The following is a 13,434-nucleotide window of genomic DNA, read 5'->3' on the forward strand; positions in this document are numbered from 1 at the left end:
AAAGAAATACTGAAATTTCAGTATTCCTTTAACCAGCAAAGTCTATTTGAACTGTTTTTGTCAAAACATCTGAGTAACTATATGTGACTGTCCTTTGGGTGTCGTCTTCTAATCTAACAACGAAAATACTTGGATATGTTTTTTCTAATACTCCATTACTAACAATAATCTTTCTTCTTCCGTTATTAGCTCTTAGCGTTACCTTCTCTCCGATGTGGTCATCCATCTCATTCTTTATAGTCGCTAATATATTTCTTCCTTCCATCACAAGCACCCTCTTTCTACATTATATATTATACAGTGCATATCTTCAAATGTCAAATAACTAATAATTTTATCATTAACATATTATAGTTGTCAATGTAAATTTTCTGTAAACAAATTTAGCTTCAAGTGCTAAACGTAACTTGAAGCTAAATTATTTATCTCATACGTTTATATTATTATTATCTTCAATTTTATTATTTAATATACATAAAAAATATAAAATTTATCAAATAGTATTTATAAAGTACGCTTAAGAGTATTTAGACTTTGGAAACCCTTCTCTATATTTACCTCTTGTCTGAAGCCCTCCAATGCCATCTGCTCCTGTTATAGTGTTTTGTATAGCTTCATGTATAGATACTACTTTGTCTATATTAGTATAGGCTACCCTTTCACAAATAAATACAGGATCTAAACAGTGTATAAGCACCCTATTTGGAGAACTTGCAAAATTAGCACCTGCATCCAATATAGCTTCATAGCAAGATTGGCATGCCCCAGCAAATATAACTAAATCATCATAATTCGGTTCATAGTTCCTAAGCTGAGTTACAGTGTCAACAAAATACTTTGAATTTTTATAGTTATTAAGATTCATATAATCATCTGTACCCTTTACAATAGCATCATGACCAGTTAATACTACTATATCGGGCTTTAATTGCCTAACAAGTTCTGGAACACGAATCGGCTGTTCCGCTTCTGATATCACATGTCCAACTGCTTCTACAGATAACTGTTTATAGGTTTTTAAACACACATCTAAATATTCAGCATCTCCATCAACATGCAGTACTCTTCCTGGTCTACCAAAAAGCATTGAGGGTAGATCTTCTTTATTTTTTTTTTGATTTTTAGATCTTCCCCTGATTTCTTCTACTTCCCCTCTATACTTTTTTTGAATATCTCTATCCATCAATATCTTTTTTATACATCCATTAACCTTTTTATTAAATGTAGCTTCTTTTTTAGTCATATTCTCTCGACCTGCTAATTCCAAGTCATCCTCTGGAGAATCGGCTATTATTCTCATATTTATGCCTTTAAGTACATAAACGACTCCATATTCATTATCCTTTATATCTATTATTTTAAAAGTAATATCTTTTCCATAAGATCTTCTTACCACAGCATCTCCTATTTCCAAACCATCATCCCCAATACTACAACTTATATTTCATAGTATGCTAAATGGATAATGAAGGTGACTGTAATAAAAATGCTGTGCATTTTTATTAGTGGAGGCGCCTATAGGCGCAGTGGAGAAGTTTAAAAGTGGAGGGTGGAGAGTTGAGAGAGTTTAGAAGTTTAGATGCTAAAGCGCAGGGGTTATGCGCTGCGCTTAGTTTAGGAAGGTTTCTGACTTTTGTTTAAGGTCATTATAAAAACTGGCTGTTGCTGCAAAGATATATGGTCTAAGCCAAAGATACCCTATTCCTAAAGTTAAGATAGATAAAATATGCCATCCTATAAAGCTTAAATTTAATAGTAATAGCCTATATTTATGCCCTCTCATCATTTCTTTACTATGATTTATGCAATCCATAACTGAAGCATCTTTAATATCATTATAAATATAAAATGCTAAAGCATATCTTAGAACTATAAGCTCAACAATTATAGAAGCAATTATAAATAACACAACCATAATAATGACCATTTCTATTCCTACATTCCACGGCATCTGTTCTATATCTGTTAAATCGGAATAGCTTGAAAGTGATCCTATTATTGTAATAAATCCTATTATAATAACAGGTATATAAACTACTAAAGTCCAAAGAATACCAAATATTTCTATGATCAACTGAATAAGAAAATTCTTTCCAAAGTACTTGAATCCAGAAAATAAGTTTTCAAACTGAGGATTTTCATTTCTAGTTAGATTTAAGAAAAACCTGCTAAGTCCATAAGTAATACTCCCACCTAATAACAAGTTTATAAGGAAATCTAATTTTAACATTATAGAAGATGTTCCCATTTCTTCTAATAGAAAATCTACATTACTAAAATGTGAAAGTAGATCTTTATTTAAAATATGTGATATAGTGGAAACTCTTCCATAAATAGAAATTCCTTCTGTTATTATGGTTGTAATTAAGCATACTAATATAGCCAATCCCCATCTTCCTTTAAGGCTTTGCAGCCCTTCTCTTTTTAATTGAGATATACTCTTATATTCCATTATTAAATAGGCTTTTTATCAGAATCATCTTTTCTGATTTTTATTGCCTTCCTCCTATCTAAAATTAATCTATTTAAGAATAATACTAGTATATTTTTTACTTTTTATCAAATTATTATAATAGAGCCATATAAGTGTATATACTTATATGGCTCTATTATAAAAAAATCTTTTCTATCATAACTCCTCTTGCTGATTATAAACTTTCTTGAATTCATCTATAAATTTCATGTACTGTTCTTGCTCGGAAATTAGGGCCTGTATTTTCTTATTAAACGTATTTGTAGCCCAATTAACTTCATTATAATAATATCTGTTTCCTAACCTCCAGAAACGTTGAGGGAATAGTAAAAAGGCAAATAATACCCTATACTCGTCCTTACTTAAAGGACTAACTTCGTTGTAAGCATTAATAATAAGATTTGCGCAATTGATATCCCATTCTCTTCTTTTAAGAACCTTTGTCATAAAGTTTGAAATGTCATAAGTTCTTACCTCTCTCTTGCAATAATCAAAATCGATTATGTTTACATTGTCATCTTTATCTATTATTATATTATGATAAGTATAATCATGATGACAGAAACTCTTTTCATCATCAGTAACTCTGCATATATCCATGTAATTAGAATCATCTAAAACCTTTATTGCCCTTTTCCCAAGTTCCTTATAGAATTCAACATTCTTTACATAATTAACGTCAAACTCTCCTTTTCTACTTCTCTTTCTTGACATATCCCTCATCTTATCTAAAGCTTTAACTCTTTTTTCCATAAGATGAGGCCATCTCCCAAGATCTGTTTTTAACTTGCTGTTTTCTGGAGGATCATATCCTTTTGAAGCTATGTGCATATTTGCTAGAGCCTTAGCTGCAATAACTATATCATCATCATTATGAAAGTCACATTCTCTTCCTTCAATCCATTCTGACAAAGTGTATATGTCCTCATTTACAAGAGCATAAGGCTCCCCTTCACTGTTTAAACTGTACTTATCAACATGGGTAAATCCATTATTTATCAAGTGTTCTTTTGCTCCATATACAAAGCAGAGCTTTTGGACACCATAATTTATTCTCTTAAGGCATTTGGCACCTTTATTTGTTTTTAAAAAATATACCCCTTTGTTGGGCTTTATACTTTCGATTCTAATATCAAATTGTCTTTCAATTTCAAATTCCCTCATCATTATTATCGCCTCCCTATAAATTTATATGTCTAAAAGCACTTATTTAGAATTATTTTTAATAAATACTACTTTATAACAAATCAACTAATTCCACAGTCTTTAAACTATATCCTTTTTATATAAAGTATTTATTAACACTTTTTACTTAGCTCTAATATACTAAACTGTAGTTATTATTACTTTTTCGAAGGGATGCTTTATGAAAATAGGTATAGATTCAAGAGCTGCAAATTGGTATAGAGGAACAGGTATAGGCACTTATACTTATCAATTAATCAATTCTTTAAATAAAATAGACTTTTTTAATGAATATTTGCTTTTTATGCCTAAGGATGGTACTTGTGATATTAGATTCAATAATAATTATAAAATAAAAAATATATCACAAGATATGAAAGGAAACTTCTGGGATGAGGTTAACATTCCTAATATATTGAAAAGCAAAGATATGGATTTATACCACGTTCCTCAAAATGGTATCGGTCTTCCTAAAGAAAAAACTTGTCCTTTTATAATAACACTTCATGACATTATACCTTATAAAATGCCTGAGACTGTTGGAGAAACATACTTAGAAATATTTCTTAGAGAAATGCCAAGTATAATTTCAAAATGTGATGGAATCATTACAGTATCCAATTACTCAAAAAAAGACATACTAAATGCCTTTGATTTTCCAGAAGATAAAGTATTTGTTACTCACTTAGCCAATGAAGATATATACATTCCTCTTGATAAAAAACAATGTAAAGATTTTATGAAAAAAAACTATTCTATAAACGGCGACTATATTTTATATGTAGGTGGTTTCAGTCCTAGGAAAAATATTGTAGGATTGATCCAAGCATTTAGCAAGCTGCTCAATAAGTTAAAAAATAGCAGCTTAAAGCTAGTTATAGTTGGAAAGCAAGGCAAATCCTACAGTCTATATAAGAAGACTGCTGACGATTTGCAGCTATCTGACAATGTTATTTTCCCTGGATTTATACCATTAGAACATATGCCAATCTTTTATAATGCTTGTGAATTTTTCGTATATCCTTCTCTTTATGAAGGATTTGGTCTTCCGCCTATAGAAGCTATGGCCTGCGGTGTTCCAATAGTAGCTTCAAACTTGACCTCTATTCCTGAAGTTGTAGGAGATGCTGGTATCCTTATAAATCCATATGATGTAGATGAATTATATGACGCTATGTACAAAGTTCTTGAGGACAGAAATCTTAGAAACGATCTTATTGATAAATCTTTAAAAAGAAGCTCCGAATTTAGCTGGCTAAAAACTGCGGAAACCACACTAAAAGCATACAACAGTATAATAAAAAATTTAAAATAAGTTACAAAGCAATTTATTTTTAAATTCATAATTGACGATGGAGAGTTTCCATCGTCAATTATGAATTTGCGTGCCGAAGTTCTTATATATTTGTGTTTCTTATCCTTTCCACAATTTTAGGCATAACATTAATTACATAGTTTATCTCTTCTTCTGTGGTTTTTGCTCCCATGGTAAATCTAACCGAACTTCTCGCCATATCTTCTGGCAAGCCTAGGCTTAATAATACATGAGAAGGTTCTAAGGACCCTGCTGTACATGCACTTCCTGCAGATGCAAAAATGCCCATTTCATCTAAAGTCATAAGCATTGTTCCTCCATTTACATCCTTAAAGCTTACATTTACGTTTCCTGGAAGTCTTTTTTCTCCAGTAGGCCCATTTAATTTAGAATTAGAAATTTTAAGAAGGCCATCAATAAGCTTATCTCTTAAATAAGTTAGTCTAACTCTTTCCTTTTCAAGACTTTCTGAAGCTAACTCTATTGCCTTTCCCAATCCTACAATTCCTGGCACATTTTCTGTTCCACTTCTTCTAGCCCTTTCTTGAGAGCCTCCATGTATTAGATTATGTATCTTTGTTCCTTTTCTTATATAAAGAGCTCCTATGCCCTTTGGCCCATAAAACTTATGTGCAGACATGGATAATAAATCTATGTTTAGTTCATTCACATCTATGGGAACTGAACCTACTGCCTGTACTCCATCTGTATGAAATATTATATTTTTTTCTCTGCATATCTTTCCTATTTCTTTTATTGGTTGAATACTGCCAACCTCATTGTTTCCAAACATGATTGATACCAAAATAGTATCTTTTGTTATGGCATTTTTTAAGTCTTCTATTCTTATAATACCTTCTTCATCCACTGGTAAATATGTAACCTTGAATCCTTGCTCTTCTAAATATTTGCAGGAATTTAAAATTGCATGATGTTCTATTTTTGTTGTTATTATGTGATTACCCTTATCTCTGTTCCTAAAGGCAACCCCTTTAATTGCCCAGTTATCAGCCTCTGTACCTCCTGAAGTAAAGAATATCTCTTCTCTACTTGCATTTATCGCTTTAGCAGTTCTTATTTTGGCATCATATACAGCCTTTTTAACTTCTCTTGACATAGAGTGAATGGATGAAGGATTACCAAAGTGTTCAGTAAGATATGGCATCATTTCCTTCAACACTTCTTCTTTTATAAATGTGGTTGATGCATAATCTAAATAGATACTTTTACTCATGTTATTTATAAAGGCTGCATATATGCAGCCTTTAGTTCTCCCCTTTCCTATAATATGATAAGTTCTGTATTTTCTAGCGCTTCCTCAACTAATTTATCCACATCTAAAGCTTCTTCAGACTTTTTCAAGAAATGGACTTTCGGCTTTGTTTTTGGATGCTTTGGCACAAATATTGTACAGCAGTCCTCATATGGGAGTATAGATGTTTCATAGGTGCCTATTTTTCTTGCTATATCCATAATATCTTCTTTATCCATGGCTATGAGTGGTCTAAATACTGGTCTATCCGCAACTTCAGTGCTTACAACCAGCCCTTCCATGGTTTGGCTTGCTACCTGCCCTATACTTTCTCCCGTTGTAACTGACTGAATTTCATTTTTCTCCGCTAACTTACAGGCTAATCTCATCATAAGCCTTCTCATTATTATAGTCAATTCATCTTCAGGACATTTATTTATAATAGCCATTTGTATATCAGTGAAAGGGACAACATATAAGTTTATATTTCCAGTGTAACCCTTTAATATCTTTGCTAAGTCTTTCACCTTCTCTTTTGCTCTCTCGCTGGTATAAGGAGGACTGTGGAAATAAACACAGCTTAATTCTACTCCTCTTCTCGCCATCATATAACCTGCCACAGGAGAATCTATACCTCCTGATAACATAAGTATAGTTTTTCCATTAGTTTTATAAGGCATACCGCCTACGGCCTTTATCCTTCTTGATGTTGAGTAAATATACGCTTTTTCTCTTATCTCTACGTTTATTACTACTTCAGGATTATGCACATTTACTTCTAAATCTTTGCTATTTCTTAATATATATGCTCCAACTTCTCTGCTGGCCTCCATAGAATTCATAGGAAATTTTTTATTTGCTCTTTTTGTTTCCACCTTAAAGGTAGCAGGATTTACTTCTCTGATTTCTCTTAAGGCCTCTTCGCTGATTGCTTCAAGGTTAGCATCTACTTCTGTAACCAAGTCAAGTTCCTTTATTCCAAAAACTTTTCTTACTCTCTCAATGACTTCATCTAAATTCTCAGAATATAAAAGCCATCTGTTTTGATCCATGCTAAATTCATACTCAAGGCCTTTTAATGCTCTCTTTATGTTTGTTAACAACTTTTGCTCAAAGCTCTTTTTATTTAATCCCTTTAAAAATATCTCCGATGCATATTTTATTAAAATTAATTTTCTCATTTCTTTAATCTCCTTAGAAAACTCAAAGATTTCTTTAGCGTTTCTATTACATAATCTACTTCTTTTTTAGAATTATATTCACTAAAGCTAAATCTTATAGTTCCTTCCATTTCTTCTTCGGTAAGTCCGATTGCTTCTAAAGAATTACTTCTTTCATGTAATCTTGATGAACATGCAGAACCAGTAGATACATATATTCCTTCGCTTTCTAAGGCATGAAGCAACACTTCTCCTCTGACGCCCTTGAAAGATACGCTCAATATGTATGGTGAAAATTTTGCTCCTTCACTGTTTATTCTTATATCATCTATATCTTTCAGCTTATCTATAAAATACTGCTTTACTTCCTGAACCTTGCAGAAATTTTCTTTTAAATTTTTACCCTTTTTATCTGCTGCAACAGCAAATCCAGCAATAGCAGGAAGATTTTCTGTTCCACTTCTAAGCTTTCTCTCCTGTCCTCCACCGTATATCAAAGGTTTTGGATTAAGTCCTTTTTTTATGTATGCTGCTCCTACTCCTTTAGGTCCATGTATCTTATGTCCACTAATAGATAATAAATCTATATTGTCTCTTTTAACATCTATATCGAGCTTTCCATAGCTTTGAATAGCATCTACATGAAATTTTGCTCTGCTGCTCTTTTCTTTTATAATCTTTCCAATAGTATTTATATCTTGAATTATTCCTATTTCATTATTTACATGCATAATACTTACTAGAACAGTATCTTTAGTTATGCTGTTAGCTAGCTCGTCAAGCTTTATATTTCCACTGCTGTCTGTATTTATATATGTAACCCTTACCCCTTGATTTTCTAATTCCTTGAAGGTATTGAGTACACTGGGATGTTCTATTGTGGAAGTTATCATATGGACACCTTTCTTTGCAAATCCACCTATTAAAAAGTTATTGCTTTCACTTCCTCCAGAGGTAAAAATAATTTCATCCTTAGTACAATTCAAAGTTTTTGCAATTATTTCTCTGGCATCATTTAGCTTTTTTTCTCCCTTTATTCCATGGATATGAGCAGAAGAAGGATTTCCATAATAATTTTTCATTACATCGACCATAGTATCTATAACCTCATCATAAGGTTTTGTAGTAGCGCTGTTATCCATATAGACTTCTATTTTTCCCTCCACTCTTCAACACCTCCTCTAAAAAATATTCACAAAACTTAATTAAAACTTTCCCCAACTGAGGAAAGTTTTATACATTAATTAATTCTACTAATTTGTTGTATCTTGTAAATAACTTTCTATTCTCCAAATACAGGCTCTGAAAGATATCTTAAACCTGTATCAGGTAATAATACTACTATATTTTTACCCTTATTTTCTTCTCTTTGTGCTAATACCTTAGCTGCATGAACTGCTGCTCCTGAAGATATTCCTACAAACAATCCTTCTGTCTTTACAAGCTCTCTAGTAGCTTCAAATGAATCTTCATTGCTAACCTTTATTACTTCATCTATTATCTCTGTGTTTAAAACTTCTGGCACAAATCCAGCACCAATTCCTTGAATCTTGTGTGGGCCTGGCTTTCCACCTGATAATACTGGTGAATCCATTGGTTCTACAGCCACAATTTTAACATTAGGATTTTTTTGCTTTAGGACTTCACCTACTCCTGTTATAGTTCCGCCTGTTCCAACTCCAGCAACAAATATATCTACCTTTCCTTCTGAATCTCTCCATATCTCTTCTGCTGTAGTTTTTCTATGAATATCAGCATTTGCTGGGTTAGCAAATTGTTGAGGAATAAATGAATTTGGAGTATTTTTAGCTATTTCTTCAGCCTTTTCAATAGCTCCCTTCATTCCTTCAGCCGCAGGAGTTAGTACAAGCTCTGCTCCATAAGCCTTTAGAACTTTTCTTCTTTCCATACTCATGGATTCTGGCATTGTTATAATCAATTTATATCCCTTTGCAGCTGCTGTTAAGGCTAGACCTACTCCTGTATTACCACTTGTAGGTTCGATTATTACTGTATCCTTATTTATAATTCCCTTTTCTTCAGCATCTACTATCATAGCATAACCAACTCTATCTTTAACGCTTCCTGCTGGATTAAAGTATTCTAGCTTTGCAATTATATTAGCTTCTAAATTATTTACCTTATCATAATTACCAAGCTCCATCATCGGTGTATTTCCTATTAACTCAGTTAAATTCTTTGCTATTTTCATGAGAATCCCTCCTTATAATTTAAACGCATAAAACCTTATAAACTTATATATAAAACATATATCCATTGCTATTTGAATTATTATATTCCCATACTAAATCTTCTAAACTTATAGAATCTACTATTTTATCAATACTTTCATTAATCTTATTCCATACAGTTTCTTTTATACACATTGCAACTTTATCATCATTTTCTTCTTCTTCTTCTGATACAATATGAAGTTCACCTTCAAGAGCCCTTAAAATATTTCCTACACTTATATATTTTGACGGCTTACTTAGCATATATCCTCCCTGAGGTCCCTTTATGCTTTTTACCAAGTCATTTTTTCTTAATGCAGAGAAAATTTGCTCAAGATATCTTTCTGATATATTCTGTCTTTCAGATATGCTCTTCAAGGTTATACTGCTTTCGCTGCTAGAATAAAGAGCTAAATCTACCATAGCCTTTAGTCCGTATCTTCCTTTAGTAGATATTTTCATATCAACACTCCTTAATCCTATTAAAACTACTGTTTTAATAGGATTATATTACAAATTCATTTTTTTGTCAATAAAAAAGTTTTAGGCTAATATTAAATATTAACCTAAACTTATCTTTTTATTCGGCTAATTATATTCCAATTTAAGCTAACATGGTTCTGAACTTTTCTAAAAACTCCTCTCTATCCTCCTTAAAGTTATTCTTTTTTATTAATTTCTCTAAAAACATGTCATAATCCCAATCCTTTGTTCTTGTATAATATGCCTTAGATATATTATAGAAATCCTGTGGAAATACTAGCATTCCATATAAAACCTCTAATTCCTTCTTATCTATATCGTTATTAGCACAATAATTTTCAATTATTCTATTAGTATTTTCCATATCATAAGCGGACCATTTTTCTACCTTATTTATAAAGTTGCATAAGTCATGAACTTTTAAATCTATTATAGAATAGTCAAAGTCTACGAAATATGCCTTTTCGTCTTTAATTAATATATTATGATGAGCTAAATCATGATGGCATAGTACTACTTTATCTTCTTCACTGCACAGCTTATAGAAATTAGATTTTTCTAAAATTTTTATGCTTTCCTCTATTTGCTTTTTATAGTAATCAATATTTTGTAAAAATATATTATCAAATTCTGTTTTATCCTCTCCCAAAATAGCTATATTTTTAAATAACTCCATCTCTTCAAGTTTTCTTTTAAAGCTATTTATAGTGTTTCCACAGGCATATCTAGTTTTATTTTTATATTTAAATCCCTCACTAGCCTTATGAAGTTCTCCAAGACCGCGTGAAGCTATATTTACATCTATAGGATTAGTATATTCGCTTTCTCTAGCCTCTATCAAATCCATAACAGTATAAGTATGCTTCTTCCAAATAACATAAGCCTTTCCTTCCTTTGTTAGTTCATAGTTAAACACTCTATCAAAGGAATGCCTTTTTATATAATCTACTCCTTCTTGTATAAATTCTAAATCTTTAATTCCATAGTTAAGTCGTTTAAGAATCTTATTTCCTTTATTAGTAACTAATATAAAAACCTTTCGAACTGGAATTACATCCTCAACAATAAAATTATAATTTTTAAAAATGTCTATATTTAAATCATATTGTATTAAAGCCTTTCTATCCTTAAATCTAATATTTTCTAACATCTCCCCACCTCCTATATTAAGCTTATGGAAGCCTCCTCAACTATTTTCTTGAGCTTAGCTTCATACTTATCCTTATCTTTTATTTCATTTTTTTTATTATACTTAATACAGCATTTCATAAACTCACTAGGATAGGATACTACTGCCTTTATAAAGTTTTCACTCCTTGAATCCAAGCCCTCTATCTTACAAAACTCTCTCACTAGATTTTCATAATCTAAATCTAATCCTTTTTTTATTAATCTAAGCAAGAAGTCTGCTCCATCAATCTCAACTAAGTCATAAACGCACTTGCTCAAATCATTAACTTCTATCTGATTTCTTATTCTAAGATTGTTAAAGGAAGTGTCACCTATACAGATTTCATTTCTATCCATACTTCTTTTTATAAGTTCTAAATATCCATTATCATATATCACTTTTATACACTTTTCTGCCCTCTTTAAATACTTATCTCCATGCTCTAACAAAAGCTTTTCAAAGCTGCTTAGTTCAGATTCTTTTTTTATGGATTCATACTGACGTTTTACCTTTCTTTTATACACTTTATATTGCTCTACTGTTCTTCCTCTTTTATCTTCTAATCTATATCCTATATAATTGTTATACCCACTAATCTCTTTATGAAACTTACTTAATGTATGCATATGCTCTATTATGTCATCTTCATCAACAAATTTTCTAAATAGATTATTATTTTCAAAATCTATTTGCTTAATTCCTTTTTCCTTACAATATTTTAAAAAGGAATTATCATATAAGCTTATCATTAACTTCACTCCTATCTATCCTTCTTCATTTTTCTCATTAAATGACGTCTCTCCTTTTCCAGCTTTCTAAGCTTCTCCTGTTTTTTCCTCAGCTTTTTTAACATCTTAATATGCTGCTTCATTTTATCAACTTCTTTGTCATACTTATCTATATCAATATCCTGTGAATCGTATCCGAAAATCTCATAATTTTCATCCTTGCTCATTCTCATCCCCCCAAAACTCTTTTTTAATGATTGGCGAGTATTTTATACTCACTGCCCATTAAACAGATAATTGATAATGGAATAGTTTAACCATTTAACTTGGTTTTCCTAAATTGCTCTATTAGTTCTTGTTTCTGCTCTCTATCTTCAATGTATTTTTCAAGTTTCTTTATAAAAAACTCTTCTCCCCACGGCTTTTGTTCCCAATAATATTGAATTCCTCTTTGCCAATAGTCTTGAGGAAATTCCATAAAAGCAGCCATTATTGGAATATCATCATTGTATACTTCATTTATTGAGCTATATATATCAAGTATTTCTACCACATTCTTCAAGTCCCACTTTCCATATTTCATCCTTCTTATTAAAAGACTTGATAAATCATGCAAATGTGTATCTAATATACAATAATCAAAATCTATTATATTAACCTGATTATCATTATCTATAAGTACATTGTGATATGCATAATCATGATGGCAAAAGCTTCTATCTTTTATTTCTTTTTTCATATTTTCTACATAACTGCTGTTTATTAAATTCTCAATAGCTCTATCTGCCCTTTTTAGCTCATCATCCATAATTTCTAAATACATCTCATCGAATTTAGAAGGCTTCTCCTTTTTACTTATTCTATGCTTAAAGTCAAGAATTTCATTTTTTCTCGTTTTATATGTTTCTATCCATTTTAGCCACCCTATCCTAGGTTTCATTTCCTTTGTCACATTAAAGCCTCTGCTTTTTATGTGAAGTTCAGCCAGCTTTAGTGCAGCTTTTTTTATATCTAATGGATTATCATAATTGCAATGCCTTGCATTAACCCAAGGGGTTAAATAAGCATAATTACCCTCAAGTTCTATATAATCCATTCCTTCCTGAGTTTTTATTATCTCAGGTATTTTATGAAATCCATTTTCTTGAAGATGCTTTATGGCACTAAGAATGAAAAAGAAATGCCCAAATTCATATTTGATAACCTTGAGACAGAATTCTTTATTAGAAATGTCTAATTTATATATGTTTTTCAAAGGTTCTATATTACTTACGTTAACTCCATACTCCTTTTCAACTATTGCTTTTACATCCTTTGCATCCAAGGAACCTTCCTCCAAAATCTTTTTCTCCTTCTAGTATATGAATAATTTTTTTAGTATGTGAATAATAGTAAGTATCGATATTTATATCACACTTTTGTTAAATATTTAA

14 protein-coding genes are annotated in these 13,434 nt (G+C 31.1%); 1 reads left to right on the plus strand and 13 read right to left on the minus strand.

All coding sequences use genetic code 11. The features are described from left to right. Window positions 1-28: 28 nt before the first annotated feature. The 4 genes from ACFWTK_RS07875 to ACFWTK_RS07890 all read right to left on the minus strand — a co-directional run bounded on the left by ACFWTK_RS07875 (window position 29) and on the right by ACFWTK_RS07890 (window position 3,640). Entirely contained in the window at window positions 29-265 is a 237-nt protein-coding gene (locus ACFWTK_RS07875) for a Veg family protein (protein ID WP_415875453.1), read from the minus strand. Between the two features lie 252 nt (window positions 266-517). Then, complete coding sequence (gene yabG, locus ACFWTK_RS07880) at window positions 518-1,414, minus strand: sporulation peptidase YabG (protein ID WP_415875454.1); 897 nt, start codon at window positions 1,412-1,414, stop codon at window positions 518-520. 195 nt (window positions 1,415-1,609) lie between these two features. Then, on the minus strand, window positions 1,610-2,452 hold the full coding sequence (locus ACFWTK_RS07885; RefSeq protein ID WP_415875455.1) for a DUF975 family protein: 843 nt from the start codon (window positions 2,450-2,452) through the stop codon (window positions 1,610-1,612). Window positions 2,453-2,629: 177 nt separating this feature from the next. Continuing rightward, window positions 2,630-3,640, minus strand: a complete 1,011-nt coding sequence (locus tag ACFWTK_RS07890) for a CotS family spore coat protein (protein WP_415875456.1) — start codon at window positions 3,638-3,640, stop codon at window positions 2,630-2,632. A gap of 199 nt (window positions 3,641-3,839) precedes the next feature. Between ACFWTK_RS07890 and ACFWTK_RS07895 the strand changes: the two genes are divergently transcribed. Then, window positions 3,840-4,973: a glycosyltransferase family 4 protein gene (locus tag ACFWTK_RS07895; RefSeq protein ID WP_415875457.1), complete on the plus strand. Its 1,134-nt coding sequence runs from the start codon at window positions 3,840-3,842 to the stop codon at window positions 4,971-4,973. A gap of 82 nt (window positions 4,974-5,055) precedes the next feature. Here the strand turns inward: ACFWTK_RS07895 and nifS are convergent, their stop codons facing one another. The 9 genes from nifS to ACFWTK_RS07940 form a co-directional block, all read right to left on the minus strand. Further along, on the minus strand, window positions 5,056-6,207 hold the full coding sequence (nifS, locus tag ACFWTK_RS07900; RefSeq protein ID WP_415875458.1) for a cysteine desulfurase NifS: 1,152 nt from the start codon (window positions 6,205-6,207) through the stop codon (window positions 5,056-5,058). A 47-nt stretch (window positions 6,208-6,254) separates the two neighbouring features. Then, window positions 6,255-7,406 (minus strand): tRNA uracil 4-sulfurtransferase ThiI, encoded by a 1,152-nt coding sequence (gene thiI, locus ACFWTK_RS07905; protein ID WP_415875459.1) that lies wholly within the window; start codon window positions 7,404-7,406, stop codon window positions 6,255-6,257. Then, window positions 7,403-8,539 carry a cysteine desulfurase family protein gene (locus ACFWTK_RS07910; RefSeq protein ID WP_415875500.1) on the minus strand — a complete coding sequence of 379 codons (1,137 nt, stop codon included), beginning with the start codon at window positions 8,537-8,539 and terminating at the stop codon, window positions 7,403-7,405. The genes thiI and ACFWTK_RS07910 overlap by 4 nt, the downstream gene beginning before the upstream one ends. A 128-nt stretch (window positions 8,540-8,667) precedes the next feature. Further along, a complete protein-coding gene (cysK, locus tag ACFWTK_RS07915; protein WP_415875460.1) occupies window positions 8,668-9,597 on the minus strand; it encodes a cysteine synthase A in 930 nt (309 codons plus the stop codon). 43 nt (window positions 9,598-9,640) lie between these two features. Then, window positions 9,641-10,081, minus strand: a complete 441-nt coding sequence (locus ACFWTK_RS07920) for an RrF2 family transcriptional regulator (RefSeq protein ID WP_415875461.1) — start codon at window positions 10,079-10,081, stop codon at window positions 9,641-9,643. A 142-nt stretch (window positions 10,082-10,223) separates the two neighbouring features. Then, a complete protein-coding gene (locus ACFWTK_RS07925) occupies window positions 10,224-11,252 on the minus strand; it encodes a CotS family spore coat protein (RefSeq protein WP_415875462.1) in 1,029 nt (342 codons plus the stop codon). A gap of 11 nt (window positions 11,253-11,263) precedes the next feature. Next, window positions 11,264-12,022: a spore coat protein gene (locus tag ACFWTK_RS07930; RefSeq protein WP_415875463.1), complete on the minus strand. Its 759-nt coding sequence runs from the start codon at window positions 12,020-12,022 to the stop codon at window positions 11,264-11,266. Window positions 12,023-12,033: 11 nt separating this feature from the next. After that, entirely contained in the window at window positions 12,034-12,228 is a 195-nt protein-coding gene (locus ACFWTK_RS07935) for a hypothetical protein (RefSeq protein WP_415875464.1), read from the minus strand. Window positions 12,229-12,314: 86 nt separating this feature from the next. Continuing rightward, the gene (locus ACFWTK_RS07940; RefSeq protein WP_415875465.1) at window positions 12,315-13,325 is read right to left on the minus strand and encodes a CotS family spore coat protein; all 1,011 of its coding nucleotides are present in this window, start codon (window positions 13,323-13,325) and stop codon (window positions 12,315-12,317) included. Between the last annotated feature and the right edge of the window lie 109 nt (window positions 13,326-13,434).

The sequence above is a fragment of the Clostridium sp. genome (genome assembly GCF_047777555.1).
Lineage (GTDB): Bacteria > Bacillota > Clostridia > Clostridiales > Clostridiaceae > Clostridium_H.

What these genes read in the sequence shown, in the direction of transcription:
- nifS (WP_415875458.1), bottom strand. Translation starts at nt 6,207, where the DNA reads ATGAGTAAAAGTATCTATTTAGATTATGCATCAACCACATTTATAAAA.
- ACFWTK_RS07930 (WP_415875463.1), bottom strand. Translation starts at nt 12,022, where the DNA reads ATGATAAGCTTATATGATAATTCCTTTTTAAAATATTGTAAGGAAAAA.
- ACFWTK_RS07920 (WP_415875461.1), bottom strand. Translation starts at nt 10,081, where the DNA reads ATGAAAATATCTACTAAAGGAAGATACGGACTAAAGGCTATGGTAGAT.
- ACFWTK_RS07935 (WP_415875464.1), bottom strand. Translation starts at nt 12,228, where the DNA reads ATGAGCAAGGATGAAAATTATGAGATTTTCGGATACGATTCACAGGAT.
- ACFWTK_RS07895 (WP_415875457.1), top strand. Translation starts at nt 3,840, where the DNA reads ATGAAAATAGGTATAGATTCAAGAGCTGCAAATTGGTATAGAGGAACA.
- ACFWTK_RS07890 (WP_415875456.1), bottom strand. Translation starts at nt 3,640, where the DNA reads ATGATGAGGGAATTTGAAATTGAAAGACAATTTGATATTAGAATCGAA.
- ACFWTK_RS07875 (WP_415875453.1), bottom strand. Translation starts at nt 265, where the DNA reads ATGGAAGGAAGAAATATATTAGCGACTATAAAGAATGAGATGGATGAC.
- thiI (WP_415875459.1), bottom strand. Translation starts at nt 7,406, where the DNA reads ATGAGAAAATTAATTTTAATAAAATATGCATCGGAGATATTTTTAAAG.
- ACFWTK_RS07925 (WP_415875462.1), bottom strand. Translation starts at nt 11,252, where the DNA reads ATGTTAGAAAATATTAGATTTAAGGATAGAAAGGCTTTAATACAATAT.
- ACFWTK_RS07885 (WP_415875455.1), bottom strand. Translation starts at nt 2,452, where the DNA reads ATGGAATATAAGAGTATATCTCAATTAAAAAGAGAAGGGCTGCAAAGC.
- cysK (WP_415875460.1), bottom strand. Translation starts at nt 9,597, where the DNA reads ATGAAAATAGCAAAGAATTTAACTGAGTTAATAGGAAATACACCGATG.